Consider the following 22,009-nt stretch of genomic DNA (forward strand, 5'->3'; position numbering starts at 1 on the left):
GGTTCCCTCCCGATCTCCCGGGATTCTGGCACGAACCCGTTGGAACGGGATGGGAACCAGGTTGGGACGACCGTTACCCGAGCAGCGCCGCGACCGCCGCCGAGGTTTCGGGATGCCGGACGAGCAGCGCCCCCGCCTCACCGCCCGGAGACGCGGTCTCCGCCCAGCCGCCCGGGTAGCCGAGCAGCGCGGCGACGGCGTCGCAGGTGTCCGGACGCGCGGCGAGCAGCTCCGACACCGGCCCCCCGGCGGGCGCCGCGACGCCCGCGGCCTCCACCTGGGCGGGCACGTCCCACGGCGGCCGCCACGCGTCCACCCCCGAGAGCGTCGCCGGGAACGTGCGGCCCGCCTCGCGGACCAGCACCGGCACCAGCTCGCGCGCGTGCTCGCGCAGCGCCGTGATCAGCCTGGGCAGCCACGGCAGCAGCACCGCGTCCGGCAGCCGCGCGAACGCCTTCGACATCACCTCGACGACCAGAGGCGCCAGCGTCGGGAACGGCACGAGCGCCTGCACGAACCCGCTCATGTACAGCGGGAACGACGGGATCACCAGCGGGTTGGCGAGCAACTCGTCGCACCGCTCCCGCAGCTCCGCGAGCGAGGTCATGCCGAGCTGCGACCGCGCCGCCCACAGCAGCGCGACCTTCGCGGGCGCCTCCGGATGCGACTGCCGGACGGCCAGCTCCAGCTGCGCGTGGTCGCAGCCGAGCGACAGCGCCAGGCTCTCCATCCCGAACAGGAAACCGAGCATCGCCCCGACCTGCCGGACACCGGTGTCCTCGTCGGTGAACGCGGTCGGCAGCAGCGTGCAGTAGTGCGCGTAGCCCTCGGTCACGAACGCCTCGCACCACGCCGGAAGCTCCGGCTCGCTCGCGCGGTAGTACGCGAGCAGCCGCCGGACGCGGCGCAGCACCTCCGGCGCGTCGTCGACCGTCCGCTCGGCCGCGAGCAGCTCCACCGCGCGCGCCCCGAGCTCGTCGGCGAACCGGCGTCCGCCCAGGTAGAGCGTGGCGTCCTCGACCGCCTCCAGCGCGATCGCGGCGGTCGCCTTCGGATCCCACACCGCGCGCCGCAGCCGCTGCTCCAGGACCTGCTCGACGGTGACGCCCTCGTAGCCCAGCTCGACGATCGACCGCTGGTTGCGGCCGATCGCGAGGTCCCAGCTCTCCTGGATCGACCGCTCGCCCAGCTTCCGCGACCCCATGATCGGACGGACCGCGTCGTCGGGCAGCAGCCGCCGCAGAATCCACAGCAGCCGCGAGCACGACGCCAGCGCCGGGTCGGCGTCCATGTTCAGCAGCGCCCGCTGGATCGTGCGCTTGGTCAGGTCGAGGCCGAGCGGCTCCAGCCGGTCCAGGACGTCGCGCGCCAGCGGCGGCAGCGACTCGTAGCCGACCGAGCCGACCCGGTCGCCGCCGAGCAGGATCTCGCACAGCCGCCGCACGTCCCGGCGGCCGGGCACGGAGTCCTTCTCGATGCAGGTGACCGCCGCGTCCTGGAAGTCGTAGGGCGTCGGCCGCGCCCGCCCGCGCATTCCCGCCAGCAGGATCGACGTCTCGAACACCGCGATCGCGTCCGCCGTGCTCGACAGGTACCCGTTGCGCCGCGCCAGCCGGACGATGTCGACGCACCAGCCGAGCAGCTCCGACTCGTCCAGGCCGTCCAGGACGGGCGGGCTCGCCAGATACCCCGACAGCCGGTCGGCGGCGGGCTCGGTCACGGCGATCTTGGACGGCTTCGCCGCCTTCCGCTTGGCCGCGCCCTTCTGGCCCTCCAGCCGGAACGGCGTCACGCCGCCGCGCTTCAGCGCCTTCGCGAACGTCGCCGCCGCGATCGACACCGACCCCGGCGCGAGCCCGAACTGCGCCTCGATCGCCGAGTGGCTGGACGGGATGAGCCCGTAGCTCCAGCGCGTCGCCGTCCGCGGCGTGATCTCTTGGGGCTCGGCGTCCGCGGACAGCCCGAACTGCTCCACCCGGCTCGCCGCGTGGAACGCGCCGCACACGTACAGGCAGTCGGCCGGGTCGGCGCCGGTCGCCGCGAGGTGCTCGCGCATCCGCGTCCACATGTAGCGCTCGCGGTCCTCGTCGCGGCCGTCGCGGCCCGCCCGCTCGGGACGCAGCCGCCGGAACAGGCTCCCGATCAGCACCATGACCTGCCGGTAGGTGGCGTAGTCGGCGCCCGCCAGCGGCTGCTCGACGTACTGGTCCCACCACTCCGACCAGTGCCGCACCTTCCCGTGGTGCAGCAGGTGCTCCTCCAGCTCGGCGAAGCCCGGCCGCAGGTCGCCGATCTCGATGCCGACCGCGTCGCCGTGCAGCGCCGCGTCGTCCTCGCCCGGCTCGCCCTCCTCCGGCTCCTCCTTCTCCGCGGGCGGCTCCTCGCGGGGCTCCCACTGGAACACGTGGTCGGTCGACCGGTCGACCAGCACGATCTCGACGCCCGGCGTGTCCAGCGCGTACGCGATCGCCTGGTACTCCGCCGACGCCTCGGTGATCGGCGCGATCACGCTCAGCGGCGCCCACGCCGCCGGGAACCCGTCCAGCTCGCTCGCGAACGCCTGCAACGCCACCGGCAGCCGGCAGTTGCGCAGCTCCTCCAGCAGCGGCGCGAGGTCCTCGCACATCTCCAGGTAGATCACCGACGGCCGCTTCTCGCGCAGCCGCCGCGCCATCGCCAGCGCCGACGCGGGCGAGTGGTGGCACACCGGGAAGATCTCCGGCTCCTCGCCGAGCGCCCGGCCGACGTCGTCGACCATGCCCGACAGGATTCCGGCCACCGCGTCCTGCCCGCCGAACGCGCGCGCGGCCTCGTCCAGCTGCTCCCGCAGCGCCTCGAAGGTGCTCACGACAGCGTCGAGATCGCCTGGCGGCCGCCCTCGAGGAAGCCCTCCCAGGGGCCGCCCTTGTCCTTCCTGCTGCGCGGCTCGACGACGCCGTGCCAGAACTTGTTCAGGATCGCGAGGTCCTCCGGGCTGCGCCGGGCCAGCGACCCGACCAGCGAACTGCCGAGCGTCTCGGCCCGCAGCGTCGCGTCCCCGAAGAACCGGCTGTGCAGGATCGCGTCCTCCAGCACGCCGATCTGCTCGGCGGTCGACAGCGCCGACTCCAGCTTCTCGTCGTCGCTGGTCGCCGACGCCGCCGCGGCGCGCAGGTCGGCGAAGCTCTGCAACAGGACGTCCAGCAGCGTCGGCGGCAGCTCCAGCTCGATCTGGTGGCGGCGCATCAGCTCCTGCGTGCGGAACCGGACGATCTCCGCCTCGCTGCGCTTGTTCGTCACCACCGGGATCCGGACGAAGTTGAACCGCCGCTTCAACGCCGACGACAGGTCGTTGACGCCCCGGTCCCGGCTGTTGGCCGTCGCGATGATCGAGAAACCGGGCTTGGCGAACACGATGTTGTCATCGTCCAGTTCGGGGATCGACACGTACTTCTCCGACAGGATGGAGATCAGCGCGTCCTGGACGTCGCTGGTCGAGCGGGTCAGCTCCTCGAACCGGCCGATCACACCCGCCTCCATCGCCGTCATGATCGGCGAGGGGATCATCGACTGCCGGGACTGCCCCTTGGCGATCACCATGGACACGTTCCACGAGTACTTGATGTGGTCCTCGGTGGTGCCCGCCGTCCCCTGCACGACCAGCGTCGAGTTCCGCGAGATCGCCGCCGACAGCAGCTCGGCGAGCCAGCTCTTGCCCGTCCCCGGGTCGCCGATCAGCAGCAGCCCCCGGTCGGAGGCCAGCGTCACGATCGCCCGCTCGACGAAGCTGCGGTCGCCGAACCACTTCTGCGCGACCTCCCGGTCCAGGCCGTCGGCGCGCTCGGACCCGAGCACGAACAGCCGCACCATCCGCGGGCTCAGCCGCCACGAGAACGGCTTGGGCGAGTCGTCGATCGACTCCAGCCAGTCCAGCTCCTCGGCGTACTTCACCTCGGCCGGGGCGCGCAGCATGTCGTCGGTCATGAAGTCTCCTAAAGATCAGATGGACGTCGTCCGCGGGACGCGCCGGGCGTCCCGGTGTCGTGTGCGCCGGGGCGCGTTCAGGCGAGGAAGTTCTTGAGCTCGCCCACGAGCTTGCGGATGTGCCCGGAGATGACGGGCGTCCCGAGGTTCCTGAACCGCTCCCGGAACCACGGGTTCACGATCTGGGTGCCGGAGCTGTTCACCGACCCGACCGGGATGAACTTCACCCCCGACCGGTGCACGGCCTGGATGCCGTCCAGCAGGGGCTGCGACCGGTCGAACTCGTAGAAGTCGGAGATCCACACCATGACGGTGTTGGCCGGATCGGAGATCTTCGGCCGCGCCATCTCCATCGCCACCGGCCCGTCGTTGCCGCCGCCGAGGTTCGTGCGCAGCAGCACCTCGAACGGGTCGTGCACCCACGGCGTCAGGTCGATCGCCCGCGTGTCGTAGGCGATCAGGTGCACGTCGACCTTCGGCAGCCCCGCGAAGATGGACGCGAGGATCGTGCAGTTCACCATCGAGTCGACCATCGACCCCGACTGGTCGACCACCACGATCATCTTCGCGGGCGTCGTCCGCTTCGCGGTGTGCCGGTAGAACAGCCGGTCGACGTAGAGCCGCTCGTCCTCGGGGCTCCAGTTCGTGAGGTTCTTCCAGATCGTCCGCTCGAGGTCGAGGTTGCGGAACACCCGCTTCGGCGGGACGGACCGGTCGAGCGTCCCCGCGCTGGTCTGCTGCACCTGCGTCCGCAGCACCTCGGCGACCTCGTCCACGAACCTGCGGATCAGCGCCTTCGCGTTGGCCAGCGCCACCCCCGACAGGTTCGACTTGTCGCGCAGCAGCTGCTCGATGAGCGACATGCTCGGCGTCAGCCTGCTCGCCAGCTTCGGATCGGCCAGCACCTCCCGCAGCCGCATCCGCTTGACGAGATCGCCCTCGACCTCGCTCAGCACGCCCCCGTTCGCCGCCGCTCCCTCCTCACCGAGCGCCTGCTTCAACCACCCCGCGTCCTGCTGCCACCCGGCGAGCTGCTGCGCGCTGACGTTGCCGCTCCCGGTGCAGAACACGTTGAGCAGCAACTTGGAGACCAGCGCCGCCCGCCGCACCCGCTCCCCGCCCTTCTCCAGAGACCCACCCTCAACGGCCGCCGGAATGACCTCGCCGACTTCACCCGCCGCACCGGGCAGGCCCGCCGCGTCCGGTGCGGTCGCCTCGCTCGCTCCTCCTGGCACGTCGGCCTGGCCTGCCGCGCCGGTTTCGCCTGCGGCGGCCGAGTCGCCCGGAGTGCCTGGGGCAGGCGCTTCGTCTGCCGGGTCGGCGGCATCGGGGGTCGCGGGCGGTGTCATCAGGTCGGCCAGTTCGGTGGCCAGCTCGGGGAAGCGCTGGACGATGTTGTCGACCGACACCCCCGGGTCGAGGAGGGCCGTGGGCAGGCCGAGGTCGTCGACGATCGCGACGCTCGCGGTCTCCAGGGACGGCTGCTCCTCGGGGTCGAACACGCGCGCCAGCAGCCGCCAGTACAGCACCTGCCGCCGCGTGTCGTCCGCGCTCTGCCCTGCTTCGACGTCGATGTTCATTTGCGCAGCAACCGTCCCGCCCGCTCGCGCAGCACGGTCACGACGTCGCCGGACTTCGCCACCGCCTTCACGACCTTCGGATCGGTCGGGCCGAGCGCCCAGTCGCCGGTGTGCGCCTCGACGGGCTTCTTCTTCACCGTCGCCTGGACGGCGAGGGGTTGCAGCCGCCAGCGGCCGCCGTCCCAGCGCATGAGCCCGATACAGGACGAGGACGCCGCCACCAGCGCGGGCGTGAGCGGCCCGCAGGAGGGGAGCCGATCGACGTCCACCTCGATCTCGTGGCCGTCCAACGACCAGGTGGTGCCGTTCACGGTGTGGCCTTCCACCAGCACGGGCTCGGAGATCCGGACCGGGTGCCGCTCCAGCGGCGGGACGGCGGGGGCGACCGACCCGGCGAGCATCAGCCGCGCGGTCGCGAACGGGTCGGCGGGCTCGGCGAGCGCGGCCCTGGCGTCGTCCCACCGGAGATGACCGGCACGCAGCGGAAGGTCCTGGACGGTGACGCTCCGCCGCTCCGCGAGCGCCGTCATCAGCACCGGATGCCCGCCGAGCATCTGCCAGACGGCCGGGCCGACGATCGTGTCGACCTTCGGCGCGGCGACGCCCGTCCGGACCAGGCGCGTGCCGTCCGGCGACTCCAGGACGCCGTGCACCTCGATCTGGACGGCCGTGCCGTGCTCGTGCACGTCCACGCCCAGGGGGAGCAGCCGTCCCGACACGATCTCGGGGTCGCCGCCGCCGGGCGGGCCGGGCTGCGACAGCAGCACGCCGCGCGCCCACAGATCCGCCCACCGCCGGACGGGAAGCCGCTCCATCGTCGCCACCGGGCACGAGGCCCGCAGCTCGGCGGCCAGGCCGTCCAGCAGCACGCCGAGGTGCCGCAGCCGGGGTTCGGCGAGCACCGCCTCCAGCGTCTGGTCGGACGCCGAGACCAGATCGTGGTCGACGCCGCGCCAGCCCGCGATCGCCAGCTCGTTCAGCCAGGACCGGCACCCGCTGAGCAGGTTCTCCGGGACACTCTCGCCCTTCCCGTCGGCGGGCTCCTCCCACGCGGCGCGTTCGCGTCCGAGCGCCGTGTCGAGCTGGGCGAGGAGCGCGTCGTGCACCGCGCCGAACAGCGCGGCCCGCGCCCCGGCGAGCGCCGCGAGCTGCTCGTCGGCGACCGAGCCCGCCGCCAGCTTCCCCGTCGCCTCGCCCACCGGACGGCCGAGCGGCGAGCCCTCCAGCGCCCCGGCCAGCGCGGCGAGCGCCGCCGCGCGCTGCTCGCCGAGCCGCCCGAGCCCGTGCACGAGCGCGTCGTCGAGCCCGTCGGCGAGGCCGAGCGCGTCCGCCACCCCCGCCGGTGTCCCGGCCAGGTCGGCCAGCTGCACCCCGAGCATCAGCGCACCCCCGCCGACGAGGACGGGAACCAGTGCATCTCGGGCAGCGGCTCCACGGTCTCCGGCAGCTCCAGATAGGCCAGGTGCCGCAGGAACCGGCTGAACACCATGGCGGCCGGGGCGGGCTCCCGCCTGCCCTCCATGGAGTCGATGAGGTTCTCGCCCTCGCCGACCTCGACGCGCAGGTACCGCGCCACCCGGTCGAGCCCGTACTGGCGCACCGCCTCGTCGGCCAGCGCCTGGAGGTGCTTGCAGGTGTAGTACCCGTTCAGCCCGCCGCACGGCCGGTTGTTGTTGGTGCTGCAACTGAACCCGTGCGTGCTCGCCGTGATGGACGAGACGTACACGCGGGCGATGTCCGAGCCGCTGGACACCACCCCCTGGAGCCGTCCGTCCGCCAGCTCGACGAACGGTACTTTCGCGAGCTTGCGCGGTTCGACGGGTGGCACCACCCGCGCCGCGCTGTGCTGTTCCCACGCGGCGGTATCCGCGTTCATCGACTCTCGACCCCCAGCCAAACGGACGATCATGAACCGGAAAGCTACCGAAACCCGAACCCCGTACGGGCTCGAATCCCTCAGCCGCCAGAACACTCTCAGTGGGGTCCGACAGTTCGAATCCTGCCTGCTCAGCCCGCCGGATGGAGGACGGTCGTGCTCCAGCGGTCCCAGTCGAGCTGCGACTCCTGCCGCTTGGCGAGACCGATCGCGCCCTCCAGCGCGGCCTGCAACTCGGTCTCCCCGGCCGGCCCGCCCGCCAGCCCGTCCAACTGCGAAAGGACGTGCGGATAAAGGACGGCGGCATGACCGGCCGGCACCGGCCCGGCGCACCCGAGGAAGGCCACCGGACGATCAAGGCTCCGCCGCAGCGCCCTCGTGTGCGCCGACGCCGCGCCGTCCTCGCACCCAAGGACGATCACCCGCGCGCACAACCCGCCGCCGTCGTCTCCCCGCAATCCGGTGAGATCCAGCCCTCCGACCAGCGCTTCGACACAGTGATCGTCCAACAGCACGACCTGCGCCGCCCGAATGGCCTCCCGCCGCCGCTCGGCACTGTCGGCGACGCACAACCGGACATCGAGCCCACCGAGCCCGGAACTCTGCTCGCCCACCTCCCGCAACCGCCGCGCGATCCCGGTCGTCCGGCTACGCGTGACCAACGCGACCGCCAACGGCCGAGGCAGCGCGCCGTTCGGCGACCGCGACGCCCCGAGCGAGGGGACCAGCGCGGGCAGGTGCGGCAGGAGCCGTTCCGCTTCGGGATCGTGGACCTTCACGTTCATCGACCCGGAGCCGTCCGCCCTGACCTCGCACTCGATGGACAGGATGATGTCGGCGATCGGGTCGCCGGATTCCTGCTCCCCGGCGAGTTCCCGATTCCCCTCGATCACGCCGCCGACCGTCCCGGTCAGGGCGGTGATCGTTCCGACCGTGGCCCACGCCAACACATTGCCCTGAAGGTCGGTGGCGATATTGACCGCGACACCGAGCGCGGACGCCGACACGGCGCTGACGAGGCCGACAAGGTACGGCCGGACCTTGCGGTTCATGCCCGCTCCGCCCTGTCGAGCCCCTCACGCGCCCGCGCGACGATCGCCTCCGACGACGACCCGGCATCGAGGACGTCCTCGAAAAGCGCTGCCGCTGCCTCCCGACGGCCACCCCGCAGGTACAGGAAACCGAGGTTGTTGACCGCCTTGAGGGTCGCGGGGTGGCCGGGCCCGAGCGTGCGGGTCCGGACGTCGTGGACCTCCCGCAGGCGCGCGAGGGCCTCGTCCTGCCGTCCGAGATCGGCGAGCACGGCCGCGAGCCCGGACTGCGCGTCGAGCGTCTGCGGATGCTCCCCACCGAGCACGGCACGCGCCCGCTCGAAGGACTCCCGCAACATCCGCTCAGCGGTTCCGAGCTCCCCGGCATCGCGGAGCACCGCCCCCAGGTTGGCCCGCAGCGCCAACGTCCGAGGGTCGTCGCGTCCATTGGACGCGACGGCCGCGTCGAGTGCCTCGGAGGCTTCTTCGACGGCCTCGTCCAGCCGTCCCGCTCCGTGCGACGCCACGGCCAGATTTCCGCGCAGGGCCCCGGACGCCCCCTCTTTCCCGAGAGCATGCGTCCGCAGGACGAGCATGAGGCTCATGTACAGGGTCTCCGGCCCGCCGACGCCGCGCTCGTACTGGAGGGCGGCCATGTTCGCCTGGACGCGTTCTCGCACTTCCGCCGAGGAGTGCGTAATGGCGTCACCCAAGGCGGCATGGGCGGCGTCGATTTCTCCGAGGCCGTGCAGGGCGACGCCCAGGTTGTTACGCGCGATCACCGCCTGCGGATCGTCCACCGGCCGCGAGTCCACGATCCGCCGCAGCGCCGCCTCAGCGGTGCTGTAGTCAGCCGTACGTATCCGCCTTAACGCCTCACCGCCCAGCAACCGGACCTGCCGCTCCGCAGCCGACCTCCGCAATCGCCGGACCTGTACGACGAGCACGACGACGAGCGAAGCCACCGCAAACCACGCGCTCAGCCCGACCCCGATCGCAAGGGCGCCACGGCCCGTCTTGAGCGCCCAGGCGACCGGTATCACGGCCAGTAGAAGCGCCGTCATGACGAGCTTCCAGAGAGCGGGCCGGGCGAACGCCGCTCCCTCGCGGCCTGGTGCAACGGAGGGACGAGGGGTGAACACCGCCCCCTCAAGCCATGCCGCGAAAACGGGCCCCGGCTGAGCGGGCTGCTGGTGAGGCCGGAAGCTCTGATCGGCGTGGGAGACCACCGCGTGCGTCGCGCTCGATGTGAGAGCAACGACCAGGGCGGCCGCCGTGGGACGGGCGGACGGCTCCTTGGCCAGAGCCGATTCCAGCACCGACACCAGCCCTGTCGGCACGTGGCGCAGATCGGGTGCCGTGCGAACGGTGTTGCTGAGAAGCCGCGCCAGCGAACCGCCCTCGAACGGGTGGCTTCCGACCGCCGCGTAATAGAGGACGCAACCCAAGGCGTACACATCCGAGGCCGGGGTCGCCTCTCCGCCTCGGAGGAGTTCGGGCGCGAGATAAGCGAGGTTCCCCACCACAGGTGGTGCTGCCTGGCCCGACCCGATTGGCGTCATGAGGTGCGCGATGCCGAAGTCCATCAGCGCGGGCTCACCGTCGTCCCGCAGGAGGACGTTGGGCGGGCTGACGCTCCGATGGAGCACCCCCGCCTCGTGTGCCGATGCCAGCGCTGACGCCAGCCCCCTACCCAGCTGCCGCAACGCGTCCTCGCGAAGGGGCCCGGAGCGCTCGACGGTCTCCCTCAGCGTCCGCCCGGCCGGTAGCGGTGTGACGACGTACGGCTGCTCCGCCCTCATATCGACGGCGCTGGCCTGGACGATGTACCTGGGGATCTGGTTCAGGGCACGCAGCTCCCGCTCCAGCCGCCGCCGCGACGCCTCGCCCAGCTCGGGTGGCAGCAGGCGCAGCGCCACCTCATGTCCATCGGGATCCGTCGCGCGGTAAATCCCCTCGGCCCCCCAGGGGAGGGGCTCGTGCAACGTGTAGCCGCCGATATTCATGACGGGACCCCTTAAACACATGGTGATGGGGAGGTCTGCTTTACGTTAGCGCTTCTCATGGGAGCCCGGGCGGAGCAGACTGGAAAGCACGGCAGGTCCGAAAAGCCCTCGCTCCCACGCCCGTTAAAGCCCGCGCCCCGCGCAGGGGCCGCGGGCGGAGAAGGGGAGGGACATGACCTCCACGCACATCACCGCGATACCCACCGGGTTCCAGGGCGACGTCCTGCGGCCGGACGAGCCCGGCTACGACGACGCCATGGCCATTTTCAACGCGATGATCGATCGGCGTCCGGCGCTGATCGCGCAGTGCCAAGGCGCAGCGGACGTCCAGCGCGCCGTCCATATGGCCCAGGCAAACGGAATGGAGATCGCCGTGCGCTGCGGCGGGCACGATGTCGCGGGCAACGCGCTCAGCGACGGCGGCCTGGTCATCGACCTGCGCCGGTTGAACAAAGTGGAGGTCGATCAGGATGCGATGACGGTCCGGGTCGGCGGCGGCGCGACCATGTCGGCCGTGGATCGTGCCACCCAGCCGTACGGGCTGATGATGCCCGGGTCCCGGGCCTCCACCACGGGGATAGGCGGGTTCACGCTGGGCGGCGGCTCGGGATGGCTGGAGCGCAAGTACGGCCTCGCCTGCGACAGCCTCCTCGAAGCCGAGCTGGTGACGGCGGCGGGCGAGGAGATCAGGGCCAGCGATGACGAGAACCCGGATCTGTTCTGGGCCCTGCACGGCGGCGGCGGCAACTTCGGCGTGGTCACCTCGTTCACCTTCAGGTTGCACGAGCTCGCCAACGTCACGCTCGCCCTCCTGCTCTGGCGGGCCGAGGCGGGCGCGGAGATGGCCCAGGCCTACCGCGACTTCATGGAAACTGCCCCGGACGAACTCGGCGGCGCCGCGCTCTACCTCACGCCACCGCCCCAGGAGTTCGTCCCGGAGGAATTGGTGGGGAAACAGGCGTTCGCCACCCTGCTCGCCTACGCCGGGACGGGCCCGGACGCGGACGCGGCGATCGCGCCCATGCTCGGCCTGGGCCACGCCGGGGGAATCGTCCTCGAAATGCCCTACGCGGACATGCAGAGCATGCTGGACGAGCCCGCCGGGCTGCGGAATCACTGGTCCGTGGAGCATCTGAGCGAATGCCCCGACGCGGCGGTCGCGGCCTACAGCGCACGCGCCGAGGAGATGATCGTCCCCTCGCCGTCGCTGCACCCGCTGGTTCCGGGCGGCGGCGCGCTGGCCGATCCCGATGCCCGATATCCGCTCCCGTGGCGGAACGCGGCGTGGACCGTCCACCCGATCGCCCTCTGGGAGGACGAGGCGGACGACGAACGCGCCATCGCCTGGGTGCAGGGCGTCCGCGCCGATATGAAGCCCTATACGACCGGTGACGTCTATCTGAACTACATCGGCGACGAGGGGCGCGGCCGTGTGGAGGCGGGCTTCGGCGCTGAGAACTACCGGCGGCTCGCGGAGGTGAAGGGGCGCTACGACCCCGGCAACCTCTTCCACCTCAACCAGAACATCAGGCCCCGATGACCGGCCGCGGCTAGTCTCGGGACATGACACGGCTACCACCGAATCCGGCTCTGAAACAGCTCGAGGTCCTGGTGGGGGAATGGGATGTCGAAGTCCCGGAGATCCCGGGCGCGCGGGGGAAGGCCACGATCAGCTGGATCGAGGACGGCGCGTTCCTGCGGTTCCACACCGAGGCCCCCGACCCCGCCCCCGACGCGACACTGATCATCGGACGGGACGACGCGTCCGGCGAGTACACGTTGTTCCACTACGACTCGCGCGGCGTGTCGCGCGTCTACGGGATGGACTTCGACAAGGGGGAGTGGCGGATGTGGCGCGAAGCCCAGGGCTTCCACCAGCGCTTCTACGGCGTGGTGGCCCCCGACGGCGCCACGATCCGGGGCGCCTGGGAGAAGTCTCCCGACGGCGCGGAGTGGCACCTCGATCTCACTCTCGTCTACACAAAACGGCCTTGAGGGATTTCAGGTCGCCGGATCGTTCGGTAATCTCGGGGACAGGCCGAGAGGCGCTGCAACGGGCTCACGCCCGCCACGCTCGGCCGGGACGGTCCGCGCCGTCCACCCTCTGTAGACAAGGGCGCCTCCCAGAAACGGGAGGTGGCCAGTGCAGAAGAACGAAGACGCGCTCCGGGGTCTGCTGGACGAGAGGATCGCGATTCTCGACGGCGCGTGGGGCACGATGCTCCAGGGCGCCGGCCTCACCCCCGCCGACTACAGCGGCGACCGCTTCGCCGACCACTCCCGCGACGTCACCGGCGACCCCGACCTGCTGAACCTGACCCGGCCCGACGTGATCCTGGACGTCCACCGGCAGTACCTGGCGGCGGGCGCCGACATCACGACGACCAACACCTTCACCGCGACGAGCATCGCGCAGGCCGACTACGGCCTCGAAGCCCACGCCCGGGAGATGAACGTGCGCGCCGCGCAGCTCGCGCGGCAGGCGGCCGACGAGGCGGAGGGGCAGCGGTTCGTCGCCGGGTCCGTCGGCCCGCTGAACGTGACGCTGTCGCTGTCGCCCCGGGTGGACGACCCGTCCTACCGCGCGGTCACCTTCGACCAGGTCAAGGCCGCCTACGCCGAGCAGATCGAGGGGCTCGCCGAGGGCGGCGTCGACGTCCTGCTGATCGAGACGATCTTCGACACGCTGAACGCGAAGGCCGCGATCGCCGCCGCCCGCGAGGTCGCCCCGCAGCTGCCGCTGTGGATCTCGGTGACGATCACCGACCTGAGCGGCCGGACCCTCTCGGGCCAGACCGTCGAGGCGTTCTGGCGCTCGGTCGAGCACGCCGAGCCGCTGCTGGTCGGCCTGAACTGCGCGCTCGGCGCCGAGGAGCTGCGCCCCCACGTGACCGAGATGGCCCGGCTCGCGGGCACCTACACCGCCTGCTACCCGAACGCCGGGCTGCCCAACGCGTTCGGCGGCTACGACCAGACGCCCGACGAGATGAGCCGGCTGATCGGCGAGTTCGCCGCGGCCGGCATGGTCAACGTCGTCGGCGGCTGCTGCGGGACGAGCCCCGCGCACATCGCGCGGATCGCCGAGGTCGTCGCCCCGTCCGCGCCGCGTCCGGTCGAGCCCGAGCCGAAGGCCACCCGCTTCAGCGGCCTGGAGCCGTTCGCGATCGGCCCCGACACCGGCTTCGTCATGATCGGTGAGCGCACCAACGTGACCGGCTCCGCGCGGTTCCGCAAGCTCATCGAGGCCGGCGACCACCAGGCCGCCGTGGAGGTGGCGCTGGAGCAGGTCCGCGGCGGCGCCAACCTGCTGGACGTCAACATGGACGCCGACCTGCTCGACAGCGAGCGGGAGATGACGACGTTCCTCAACCTCGTCGCGACCGAGCCGGAGGCCGCCCGCATCCCGATCATGATCGACAGCTCGCGCTGGAGCGTGCTGGAGGCCGGGCTGAAGACCGTCCAGGGCAAGGGCGTCGTCAACTCGATCAGCCTCAAGGAGGGCGAGGAGGTCTTCCTGGAGCAGGCCCGCCGCATCCGCGACTACGGCGCGGGCGTGGTCGTCATGGCCTTCGACGAGCGCGGCCAGGCCGATACGACCGAGCGCAAGGTCGAGATCTGCGGCCGCGCCTACGACCTGCTCACCCAGAAGGCCGGGTTCCCCGCCGAGGACATCATCTTCGACCCGAACGTCCTCGCCGTCGCGACCGGCATCGCCGAGCACAACGGCTACGCCAAGGCGTTCATCGACGCGCTCCCGCTGATCAAGGAGCGCTGCCCCGGCGTCCGCACCAGCGGCGGCATCTCGAACCTCTCGTTCTCCTTCCGTGGCAACGACGTCGTGCGCGAGGCGATGCACTCGGCGTTCCTGCTGCACGCGGTCCGCGCCGGGCTCGACATGGGCATCGTCAACGCCGGGCAGCTCGCCGTCTACGAGGACATCCCCGCCGACCTGCTCGAACTCGTCGAGGACGTGCTGTTCGACCGCCGTCCCGACGCCACCGACCGGCTCGTCTCCTTCGCCGAGAACGTCACCGGCAAGGGCAAGCAGCGCGAGGTCGATCTCTCCTGGCGGGACGCGCCGGTCGAGAAGCGGCTCGCGCACGCGCTCGTCCACGGGATCATCGACTTCATCGAGGACGACACCGAGGAGGCCCGGCAGACGCTGCCCCGCCCCCTCGACGTCATCGAGGGCCCGCTGATGGACGGCATGAAGATCGTCGGCGACCTGTTCGGCTCCGGCAAGATGTTCCTGCCGCAGGTCGTCAAGAGCGCCCGCGTGATGAAGCGCTCGGTCGCCTACCTCGAACCCTTCATGGACGCCGAGAAGGAGGAGGCGCAGGAGAGCCGGGGCCAGGGCAAGATCGTGCTCGCCACCGTCAAGGGCGACGTGCACGACATCGGCAAGAACATCGTCGGCGTCGTCCTCGGCTGCAACAACTACGACGTCGTCGACCTCGGAGTCATGGTCCCCGCCGCCCGCATCCTCGACACCGCGATCGCCGAGAAGGCCGACGCGATCGGCCTGTCCGGCCTGATCACCCCGTCGCTGGACGAGATGGTCTCGGTCGCCGCCGAAATGGAGCGGCGCGGCCTCCGGCTGCCGCTGCTGATCGGCGGCGCGACCACGTCCCGGCAGCACACCGCCGTCCGCATCGCGCCCGCCTACGACTCGACGACCGTCCACGTCCTGGACGCCTCCCGCGTCGTCGGCGTCGTCTCCAACCTCCTCGACCCGGACCGCGCCGCCGCGCTGGACACGACCAACCGCGCCGAGCAGCAGCGGCTCCGCGAGGAGCACGAGAACAAGCGCCGCCAGCCGATGCTGACGATCGAGAAGGCCCGCGCCAACCGCGAGGAGGTCGACTTCTCCGACCTCCCGGTGCCCGCGTTCACCGGCGTCCGCGTCGTCCGGCCGAGCCTGACCGCGCTCCGCGAGATGATCGACTGGCAGTTCTTCTTCCTGGCCTGGGAGCTGAAGGGCAAGTACCCCGCGATCCTCGACCAGCCCGTCGCGCGCGAGCTGTTCGACGAGGGCAACGAACTCCTCGACCAGATCATCGAGGCCGGGACGCTCCAGGCCCACGGCGCCTACGGGTTCTGGCCCGCGCACTCCGAGGGCGACGACATCGTCCTGGAGAACGGCGTCCGCTTCCCGATGCTGCGGCAGCAGACCGCCAAGCCCGCGGGCCGCCCCAACCGCTGCCTCGCCGACTACATCGCCCCGTCCGGCGACCACCTCGGCGGCTTCGCGGTCACGATCCAGGGCGCCGACGACCTCGCCGCCGGGTTCGAGGAGAACAACGACGACTACCGCGCGATCATGGTCAAGGCCCTCGCCGACCGCCTCGCCGAGGCGTTCGCCGAGTACGTCCACCTGGAGGCCCGCCGCGCCTGGTTCGAGCCCGGCTCCGAACCCGACCTGGCCGACCTGCACGCCGAGCGGTTCCGCGGCATCCGTCCCGCGCTCGGCTACCCGGCGAGCCCCGACCACAGCGAGAAGGGCATGCTCTTCGACCTGCTGGACGCGGGCACGCTCGGCATGAAGCTCACCGAGTCGTTCGCGATGACCCCCGCCGCCAGCGTCAGCGGCCTGATCTTCGCCCACCCCGACTCGCACTACTTCACCGTCGGACGCATCGGCCGCGACCAGACCGAGGACTACGCCGCCCGCCGCGGCGCCCCCCTCGCCGACATCGAACGCTGGCTCCGCCCCAACCTGGCCTACGACCCTGTGTAACTAAGTCCCGGCCCAAGGGGGCTCGCCTGGCGGCTCGCCCCCTTGACCGTGCCTTGGCGGGCGCGGAATCGCTTCGCGATCTTCCCGGTGGGGCCTCGCCTTCGGCGTCGGCCCCACCGCTCAGCTACGCGCCCGCGTGACGGCTAGGGTCGCTGTGCCGCATGGACCTGGCAGGCGTGCGGGTCATGACTCAACACAAGTGTGGTGAGGGCTGGAAGGGACTCGGCGATGGGCAAGCACGAGAAGAAGGACAGCTAGAGGTGGCCGACCCCGCTGAGCTGTCGGCCCGGCTGATCAAGGCACTCAGCGAATCGGGCGACCTTACAGCGGAGTGGCGTCCGGCATTCGAGGCGGTGCCTCGGCATCGGTTCATTCCCGACACCGTGTGGACTCAGCAGGGTAAGCGCCTCGTGCCGCTCGACCGCGTTGATGACGAATCCAGATGGTTGGAACGGTGTTATGCAAACGACCCCGTCATCACGCAGGTGGATGACGGTGTTCCGGGGGAGCCGGGACGGGTCGGGCGGCAGATCACCAGTTCGGCCAGCCGTCCCGATGTGGTGGCGTCGATGTTGGCGGCCCTGGACGTCGAGCCGGGCATGAACGTGCTGGAGATCGGCACGGGCACGGGGTGGAATGCCGCGCTGCTGGCCGAGCGGCTCGGGAATGACAACGTGACCTCCGTGGAAGTGGATCCGGAGATCGCCGACCGCGCGCGCCGGGTGCTGCGGGAGATGGGCTACGAGATCACGGTCGTGACCGGGGACGGTGCGCTCGGTCATCCGGAGTCCGCGCCGTTCGACCGGGTGATCGCCACGGTGGCGGCCGACCGGGTTCCGCAGGCGTGGGCCGCGCAGACGAGGCCGGGTGGGCGGGTGCTGGTGCCGTGGACGACCGATTTCCACAATGGTGCGCTGGTGTCGTTCGCGGTGTCGGAGGACGGCACAATGCGCGGCCGGATCGTCGGGAATGTGGCGTTCATGCTGCTGCGCGACCAGCGGGGCAGGGGCGCCTCGCTGGCCCGCGACGTGCGCGACATCGCCGGGGCGCGCCAATCCTTCACCCGGACGCACCCCTACACCGTGCTCGGCGAGTACGACGTCTCGTTGGCGATCGGGCTGAGGGTTCCGCGCTGCAATTTGGTCGTCCAGGACGGCGATGAGGACGGCGTGTACACGGTATGGCTGGTCGATCCGTGGTCGGGCTCGTGGGCCAGTTTGGAGCATCAGCCGGGCGCGGAGAAGTTCGCGGTCCGGGAATCGGGCGAACGAAACCTGTGGCAGGAGGCGGAGGCCGCCTACCGCTGGTGGGACGGCCTGGGCCGCCCCACCGCCGACCGCTGGGGCCTCACCGTCACCCCGGACGACCAGTACGTCTGGCTCGACACCGAGGGCCACCGGATCGACGGGTAGGCGGGGGCTGTCGGGGGGACGCGTGATCATGAGGGTGTTGCGGGGCGCGGACCATCAGGTCGGGGACCGGTTTGATGCCTGGTGCGACCTGGTGGGCGGGATGCCGTGCTCGTATCAGGTGCGATCCGAGCATGCCGCCGACTACGACTTCACGTTGCGTGTGGCGCAGCTCGGCGCCGTCACGGTGGCTCACACCGATATCTCCTCGATCCATGCCCTTCGTACTCCGCGCATGACGCGTCAGGCGGACGCCGGTGTCTACTCGCCGGAGCTGTGCCGGGGCGGCCGGATCGGTGCCGAGCAGTCAGGCCGCCAAGTGGAGGCGGCCATGGGCCAGTGGATCGTGCAGGACTCCTGCCGTCCGCACTCGTTGTGGTCGGTGACCGAGGGGCACCGCAGACCGTCCGCGATCGGGCTGGCCGTCCCCAAGTCCGTGGTGGGGTTGAACGAGGACGCGGTGGCCCCCTTGCTGGCCGGTCCACTACCGGGCGATAGCGGTACCGGCGGGATGCTCACCGAGTGGACGCCGGTCACCTGCTGCCCGAGCAGACCCACAGCCGGGCACTGACCCTGCGGATCGAGGCGTTCGCGCTGGCCCACCTGGGCGACCGCGACCTCACCCCGGGGACGATCGCGGCCGCGCACCACATCTCTGTGGGCTACCTGCACCGGCTGTTCCGTCATGACGGCCGGACGGTCACCGCGTGGATCCGCACCCAGCGGCTGGAACGCGCCCGCCGTGACCTGGCCGACCCCGCCCAATACTCCACGCCGGTACAGGCCCTGGCCGCGCGCTGGGGCTTCGCGCACGCCTCGGACTTCTCCCGCGCGTTCCGCCGCGCCTACGGCACGTCCCCCCGCGACTACCGGGAAGACACCCGCAAACAGAACCCGCGCAGTTGATCGGTAGGACGTCTCTCGGCCGGGGTGCGTGACTCCAAGCATCCCGAGGGGGGTACATCAGCCTGACCCCTGCGCGGTTCGCTGTTCTCGTGGCGCGGCTCAAGGGGTAGGGCAGGGGTCCTAGGACGATTTACCCCGACCGCTGAGACCCGTGGCCGACGCGCACGTGCGGGCCTGGAGATCAGTATGGGGGGCATGACCGCACTCCAAGATCCCGAGTCCGCCGTCCAGGCGGCGAGACCCCGTGCCGGGGCCACGGCCGGGTGGGCCGCCGTGCTCGCGGCGAGCATCGGGCAGTTCCTCGTCGTCCTGGACATCTCCGTCGTCAACGTCGCCCTGCCCGATATGCGGTCGGGGCTCGACCTCGGCGCGAACGCGTTGCAATGGGTCGTCAACGCCTACTCGCTGACCTTCGCCGGGTTCCTTCTCCTCGGCGGACGCGCCGCCGACCTGTTCGGGCGCAAGCGCGTGTTCCTGCTGGGGGTCGGGCTGTTCTTCGTCGCCAGCCTGGCGGGCGGTCTCGCCACCGAGGGCTGGATGCTGATCGCCGCGCGCGCCGTCCAGGGGGTCGGCGCCGCGATCATCGCGCCGGTGACGCTGTCGCTGATCACCGCCACGTTCCCGGCCGGGCCCGCGCGGACGAAGGCGATCGCGATGTGGACGGCCGTCGGTACCGCCGGGGGCGCGACGGGCGGCCTGGTCGGCGGGCTGCTGACCGACTACCTCGACTGGCGCTGGGTGCTGCTGATCAACGTCCCGGTCGGCATCGCCGTCGCCGTGATCGCCCTGCTGTGGCTGCACGACGAGCCCTCCGACGGGCCGCGTCCGCGCCTGGACCTGCCCGGGGCCGTGCTGGTCACCGCCGGGGTGGGGGCGCTCGCGTTCGGCATCGGCCAGACCGAGAGCCACGGCTGGACGTCCGCCGCCTCGCTGGTCCCGCTCGTCGCGGGGCCGGTGCTGCTGGCGCTGTTCGTCGCGGTCGAGGGACGGGTGCGGGAGCCGCTCGTCCAGCTGCGGCTGTTCCGGCTGCGGAGCGTCTCGGTCGGCAACCTCGCGACGCTGGTGAGCACGATGGCGGGCTTCGCGCTCTGGTACTTCCTCTCGCTCTACATGCAGAACGTCCTGCACTACAGCGCGGTCCGGACGGGTGTCTCGTTCCTCCCGCACACCGCCGGGATCATCATCGGCTCGAAGCTGGCCCCGCCGCTCATGGCCCGCATGGACGCGCGGCTCCTGGCCGGGATCGGCGGCCTGCTCGCGGCGGCCGGGTTCGGCTGGCAGAGCGCCGTGCTCGACGCCGACGGCACCTTCCTCACCGCGATCCTCGGCCCCGGCGTGGTGATGGCGTTCGGCTTCGGCCTGCTGATGACGCCGCTGGTCGAGGCGTCCACGTTCGGCGCGAACGCCTCCGAGGCGGGCGCGGTCGCGGGCATCGTCAACACCTCCCGCACGATCGGCGGCGCGATCGGCCTCACCGTCCTGGCGACGGCGGCGAGCAAGTCCGGCGGGGACCTCGCCGACGGATACGCGACGGCGTTCCTCGTCGCCGCGGTCATCACCGCCGCGGGCACCGCCCTCGTCGCCTTCCTCCCGCGTCCTCAGGGTGAGACGAGGCCGGTCTCGTAGGCGACGATGACCAGGTGGACGCGGTCGCGGGCGTCCAGTTTGGTCAGGAGGCGGGCCACGTGGGCCTTCGCGGTGGCGGCGCTGATGAAGAGGGCTTCGGCGATCTCGGCGTTGGACATGCCGCGGCCGACGAGCGTGAGCACCTCGCGTTCGCGGTCGGTGACGGCGCCCAGGCGGTCGGTGGCGGGGGCGCGCCTGGGGGCCGGGCCGGACGCGAAGTGCTCGATCAGGCGGCGGGTGACGCTGGGGGCGATCAGCGCGTCCCCGGCGGCGACGACGCGGATGGCGCCGAGGATGTCCTCCAGGGCCATGTCCTTGACGAGGAAGCCGCTCGCGCCCGCCTGGAGCGAGGCGTAGACGTACTCGTCGTCGTCGAAGGTGGTGAGCATGATGACGTGCGGCGCGGACGGTTCGGCGGTGATCCGGCGGGTCGCCTCGATGCCGTCCATGTCGGGCATGCGGATGTCCATCACGACGACGTCGGGGCGCACCTCGCGGGCGAGCGCGACGGCCTCGGCGCCCGTCTCGCCCTCGCCGGCGAGGACGAGGTCGGGGTGGTCGGCCAGCAGGACGCGGAGCCCGGCGCGGATGAGGGGCTGGTCGTCCACCAGGACGACGCGGACGGTCACCGCGACTCCAGCGGCAGCCGCGCCGCGACGCGGAAGCCGCCGCCGGGACGGGGGCCCGCGGTGAGGACGCCCTTCAGCAGGCCCACCCGCTCCCGCATGCCGACCAGGCCGAATCCGGAGCCGGGGTCGGCGACGCCGACGCCATCGTCGACGATCTCGACCGAGAGCTCGTCGTCGCGGTAGTCGACGTGGACCTCGCAGGCGGGCGTGCCCGCGTGCCGGACGACGTTGGTGACGGCCTCCTGGACGATGCGGAAGGCGGACAGGTCGATGTCCGGGGGGAGGGGCCGCCGCTCGCCCCGCCAGTGGACGTCGACGCGGACGCCCGCGTCGGCGGTGGCGGCGACGAGGCGGTCGAGGTCGGCCAGGCCGGGCGCGGGGTCGAGCGGCGCGGTGCCCGGGGTGTCGGCGCGGCGGAGCGCGCCGAGCATCCGGCGCAGGCCCGAGAGGGTCTCGCGGCTGGTCGCCTCGATGGCGTCGAGGGACTTGCGGGCCTCGCCGGGCTGGGTGTCGATGACGCGGCTGCCGACGCCCGCCTGGATCGCGATGATGCCGATGCTGTGCGCGACCATGTCGTGCAGCTCGCGGGCGATGCGCAGCCGCTCGGCCGTGACGGCCTGCGCGGTGGCCTGCTCGGACAGCTCCCGCGCGTGCTCGCGGCGTTCGCGGGCCGAGTTGCCGACCGTCCACGCGGCGACGAGCGCGACCAGGATGAGGACGCCGCGGGACGCGACGTCCGTGCCGGGGAACAGGCCGATGGTCGCGATCTGCGTGACGAAGGCCATGCCGGCGGTGATCAGGGACGTCCGGCGCTGGTGGTTGGCCGCGACGAAGCCGACGGCGAGGTCGGTGGTCAGCATCTGGAGGAGCGCGACGGCCACGGTGTTGGCGACCAGGCACGCGGCGCCCCAGGCGAAGACCAGCACCGTGAACGCGGGCAGCGGGTGGCGGCGCAGGAGGCCCACGACGACGAACGTGAGGAGGGCCGCCGGGACGATCTCCACGCGGGTGAGGCCCGGCGCCCCGTGGCTCACCACCAGGTTCAGGGCGGCCGGGTAGAGGGCGGCGCCGCACCAGGCGAGGACCGTCCAGACAGAGGGGCGCGCCCGCCTGAACAGGAAGGAAGTGCGCGTGGCGGCCATAGGCAGATCGTAACCGGGGCGCGTGCGGCCCGGCATTGGCCCTGAGGCGTACGCCCGGAGGCCACCGCGATATGGCCGGTGGCCCGATGCCCCGGCGTGTTCGC

Annotated in this window: 16 protein-coding genes; 7 read left to right on the forward strand and 9 right to left on the reverse strand. The window is 71.6% G+C overall.

Annotation, left to right across the window (positions count from 1 at the left end; genetic code table 11):
* Nucleotides 1-73: 73 nt before the first annotated feature.
* The 7 genes from K2F47_RS17680 to K2F47_RS17710 form a co-directional block, all read right to left on the reverse strand.
* Nucleotides 74-2,848, reverse strand: coding sequence for a DUF5682 family protein (locus K2F47_RS17680; protein WP_242904688.1), 2,775 nt, complete (start codon nucleotides 2,846-2,848; stop codon nucleotides 74-76).
* Nucleotides 2,845-3,963 carry an ATP-binding protein gene (locus tag K2F47_RS17685; protein ID WP_242904690.1) on the reverse strand — a complete coding sequence of 373 codons (1,119 nt, stop codon included), beginning with the start codon at nucleotides 3,961-3,963 and terminating at the stop codon, nucleotides 2,845-2,847. Before K2F47_RS17685 ends, K2F47_RS17680 begins: the two co-directional genes overlap by 4 nt.
* Nucleotides 3,964-4,040: 77 nt before the next feature.
* Nucleotides 4,041-5,543 (reverse strand): VWA domain-containing protein, encoded by a 1,503-nt coding sequence (locus tag K2F47_RS17690; RefSeq protein WP_242904692.1) that lies wholly within the window; start codon nucleotides 5,541-5,543, stop codon nucleotides 4,041-4,043.
* On the reverse strand, nucleotides 5,540-6,922 hold the full coding sequence (locus K2F47_RS17695) for a hypothetical protein (RefSeq protein ID WP_242904699.1): 1,383 nt from the start codon (nucleotides 6,920-6,922) through the stop codon (nucleotides 5,540-5,542). Before K2F47_RS17695 ends, K2F47_RS17690 begins: the two co-directional genes overlap by 4 nt.
* Nucleotides 6,922-7,419: a hypothetical protein gene (locus K2F47_RS17700; protein WP_242904701.1), complete on the reverse strand. Its 498-nt coding sequence runs from the start codon at nucleotides 7,417-7,419 to the stop codon at nucleotides 6,922-6,924. Before K2F47_RS17700 ends, K2F47_RS17695 begins: the two co-directional genes overlap by 1 nt.
* Nucleotides 7,420-7,550: 131 nt before the next feature.
* Nucleotides 7,551-8,471 carry a hypothetical protein gene (locus K2F47_RS17705; protein WP_242904703.1) on the reverse strand — a complete coding sequence of 307 codons (921 nt, stop codon included), beginning with the start codon at nucleotides 8,469-8,471 and terminating at the stop codon, nucleotides 7,551-7,553.
* Complete coding sequence (locus tag K2F47_RS17710) at nucleotides 8,468-10,456, reverse strand: serine/threonine-protein kinase (protein WP_242904705.1); 1,989 nt, start codon at nucleotides 10,454-10,456, stop codon at nucleotides 8,468-8,470. Before K2F47_RS17710 ends, K2F47_RS17705 begins: the two co-directional genes overlap by 4 nt.
* 172 nt (nucleotides 10,457-10,628) lie before the next feature.
* On the opposite strand from K2F47_RS17710, the gene K2F47_RS17715 reads away from it, so the two are divergent.
* The 7 genes from K2F47_RS17715 (at nucleotide 10,629) to K2F47_RS17745 (ending at nucleotide 20,134) form a co-directional block, all read left to right on the forward strand.
* Nucleotides 10,629-11,996, forward strand: coding sequence for an FAD-binding oxidoreductase (locus K2F47_RS17715; RefSeq protein WP_242904712.1), 1,368 nt, complete (start codon nucleotides 10,629-10,631; stop codon nucleotides 11,994-11,996).
* A 23-nt stretch (nucleotides 11,997-12,019) separates the two neighbouring features.
* Complete coding sequence (locus K2F47_RS17720; RefSeq protein ID WP_242904714.1) at nucleotides 12,020-12,451, forward strand: hypothetical protein; 432 nt, start codon at nucleotides 12,020-12,022, stop codon at nucleotides 12,449-12,451.
* A 148-nt stretch (nucleotides 12,452-12,599) separates the two neighbouring features.
* Nucleotides 12,600-16,193: a methionine synthase gene (gene metH, locus K2F47_RS17725; RefSeq protein ID WP_242904726.1), complete on the forward strand. Its 3,594-nt coding sequence runs from the start codon at nucleotides 12,600-12,602 to the stop codon at nucleotides 16,191-16,193.
* 161 nt (nucleotides 16,194-16,354) lie between these two features.
* Nucleotides 16,355-17,605 carry a methyltransferase domain-containing protein gene (locus tag K2F47_RS17730; RefSeq protein WP_242904728.1) on the forward strand — a complete coding sequence of 417 codons (1,251 nt, stop codon included), beginning with the start codon at nucleotides 16,355-16,357 and terminating at the stop codon, nucleotides 17,603-17,605.
* A gap of 28 nt (nucleotides 17,606-17,633) precedes the next feature.
* The gene (locus K2F47_RS17735) at nucleotides 17,634-18,173 is read left to right on the forward strand and encodes an AraC-like ligand-binding domain-containing protein (protein WP_242904730.1); all 540 of its coding nucleotides are present in this window, start codon (nucleotides 17,634-17,636) and stop codon (nucleotides 18,171-18,173) included.
* Nucleotides 18,125-18,508 (forward strand): helix-turn-helix transcriptional regulator, encoded by a 384-nt coding sequence (locus K2F47_RS17740; RefSeq protein ID WP_242904732.1) that lies wholly within the window; start codon nucleotides 18,125-18,127, stop codon nucleotides 18,506-18,508. The genes K2F47_RS17735 and K2F47_RS17740 overlap by 49 nt, the downstream gene beginning before the upstream one ends.
* Nucleotides 18,509-18,703: 195 nt before the next feature.
* Entirely contained in the window at nucleotides 18,704-20,134 is a 1,431-nt protein-coding gene (locus K2F47_RS17745; RefSeq protein WP_242904747.1) for a DHA2 family efflux MFS transporter permease subunit, read from the forward strand.
* Here the strand turns inward: K2F47_RS17745 and K2F47_RS17750 are convergent.
* Entirely contained in the window at nucleotides 20,107-20,763 is a 657-nt protein-coding gene (locus K2F47_RS17750; protein WP_242904749.1) for a response regulator, read from the reverse strand. The two genes, K2F47_RS17745 and K2F47_RS17750, sit on opposite strands and share 28 nt — an antisense overlap.
* On the reverse strand, nucleotides 20,760-21,905 hold the full coding sequence (locus tag K2F47_RS17755) for a sensor histidine kinase (protein ID WP_242904751.1): 1,146 nt from the start codon (nucleotides 21,903-21,905) through the stop codon (nucleotides 20,760-20,762). The genes K2F47_RS17750 and K2F47_RS17755 overlap by 4 nt, the downstream gene beginning before the upstream one ends.
* Nucleotides 21,906-22,009: the final 104 nt, after the last annotated feature.

It is taken from the genome of Actinomadura terrae, assembly GCF_022751215.1.
Taxonomy (GTDB): domain Bacteria; phylum Actinomycetota; class Actinomycetes; order Streptosporangiales; family Streptosporangiaceae; genus Spirillospora; species Spirillospora terrae.

What these genes read in the sequence shown, in the direction of transcription:
- K2F47_RS17710 (WP_242904705.1), bottom strand. Translation starts at nt 10,456, where the DNA reads ATGAATATCGGCGGCTACACGTTGCACGAGCCCCTCCCCTGGGGGGCC.
- K2F47_RS17730 (WP_242904728.1), top strand. Translation starts at nt 16,355, where the DNA reads ATGGACCTGGCAGGCGTGCGGGTCATGACTCAACACAAGTGTGGTGAG.
- K2F47_RS17690 (WP_242904692.1), bottom strand. Translation starts at nt 5,543, where the DNA reads ATGAACATCGACGTCGAAGCAGGGCAGAGCGCGGACGACACGCGGCGG.
- K2F47_RS17700 (WP_242904701.1), bottom strand. Translation starts at nt 7,419, where the DNA reads ATGAACGCGGATACCGCCGCGTGGGAACAGCACAGCGCGGCGCGGGTG.
- K2F47_RS17695 (WP_242904699.1), bottom strand. Translation starts at nt 6,922, where the DNA reads ATGCTCGGGGTGCAGCTGGCCGACCTGGCCGGGACACCGGCGGGGGTG.
- K2F47_RS17720 (WP_242904714.1), top strand. Translation starts at nt 12,020, where the DNA reads ATGACACGGCTACCACCGAATCCGGCTCTGAAACAGCTCGAGGTCCTG.
- K2F47_RS17705 (WP_242904703.1), bottom strand. Translation starts at nt 8,471, where the DNA reads ATGAACCGCAAGGTCCGGCCGTACCTTGTCGGCCTCGTCAGCGCCGTG.
- K2F47_RS17755 (WP_242904751.1), bottom strand. Translation starts at nt 21,905, where the DNA reads ATGGCCGCCACGCGCACTTCCTTCCTGTTCAGGCGGGCGCGCCCCTCT.
- K2F47_RS17735 (WP_242904730.1), top strand. Translation starts at nt 17,634, where the DNA reads ATGAGGGTGTTGCGGGGCGCGGACCATCAGGTCGGGGACCGGTTTGAT.
- K2F47_RS17685 (WP_242904690.1), bottom strand. Translation starts at nt 3,963, where the DNA reads ATGACCGACGACATGCTGCGCGCCCCGGCCGAGGTGAAGTACGCCGAG.
- K2F47_RS17745 (WP_242904747.1), top strand. Translation starts at nt 18,704, where the DNA reads ATGACCGCACTCCAAGATCCCGAGTCCGCCGTCCAGGCGGCGAGACCC.
- K2F47_RS17715 (WP_242904712.1), top strand. Translation starts at nt 10,629, where the DNA reads ATGACCTCCACGCACATCACCGCGATACCCACCGGGTTCCAGGGCGAC.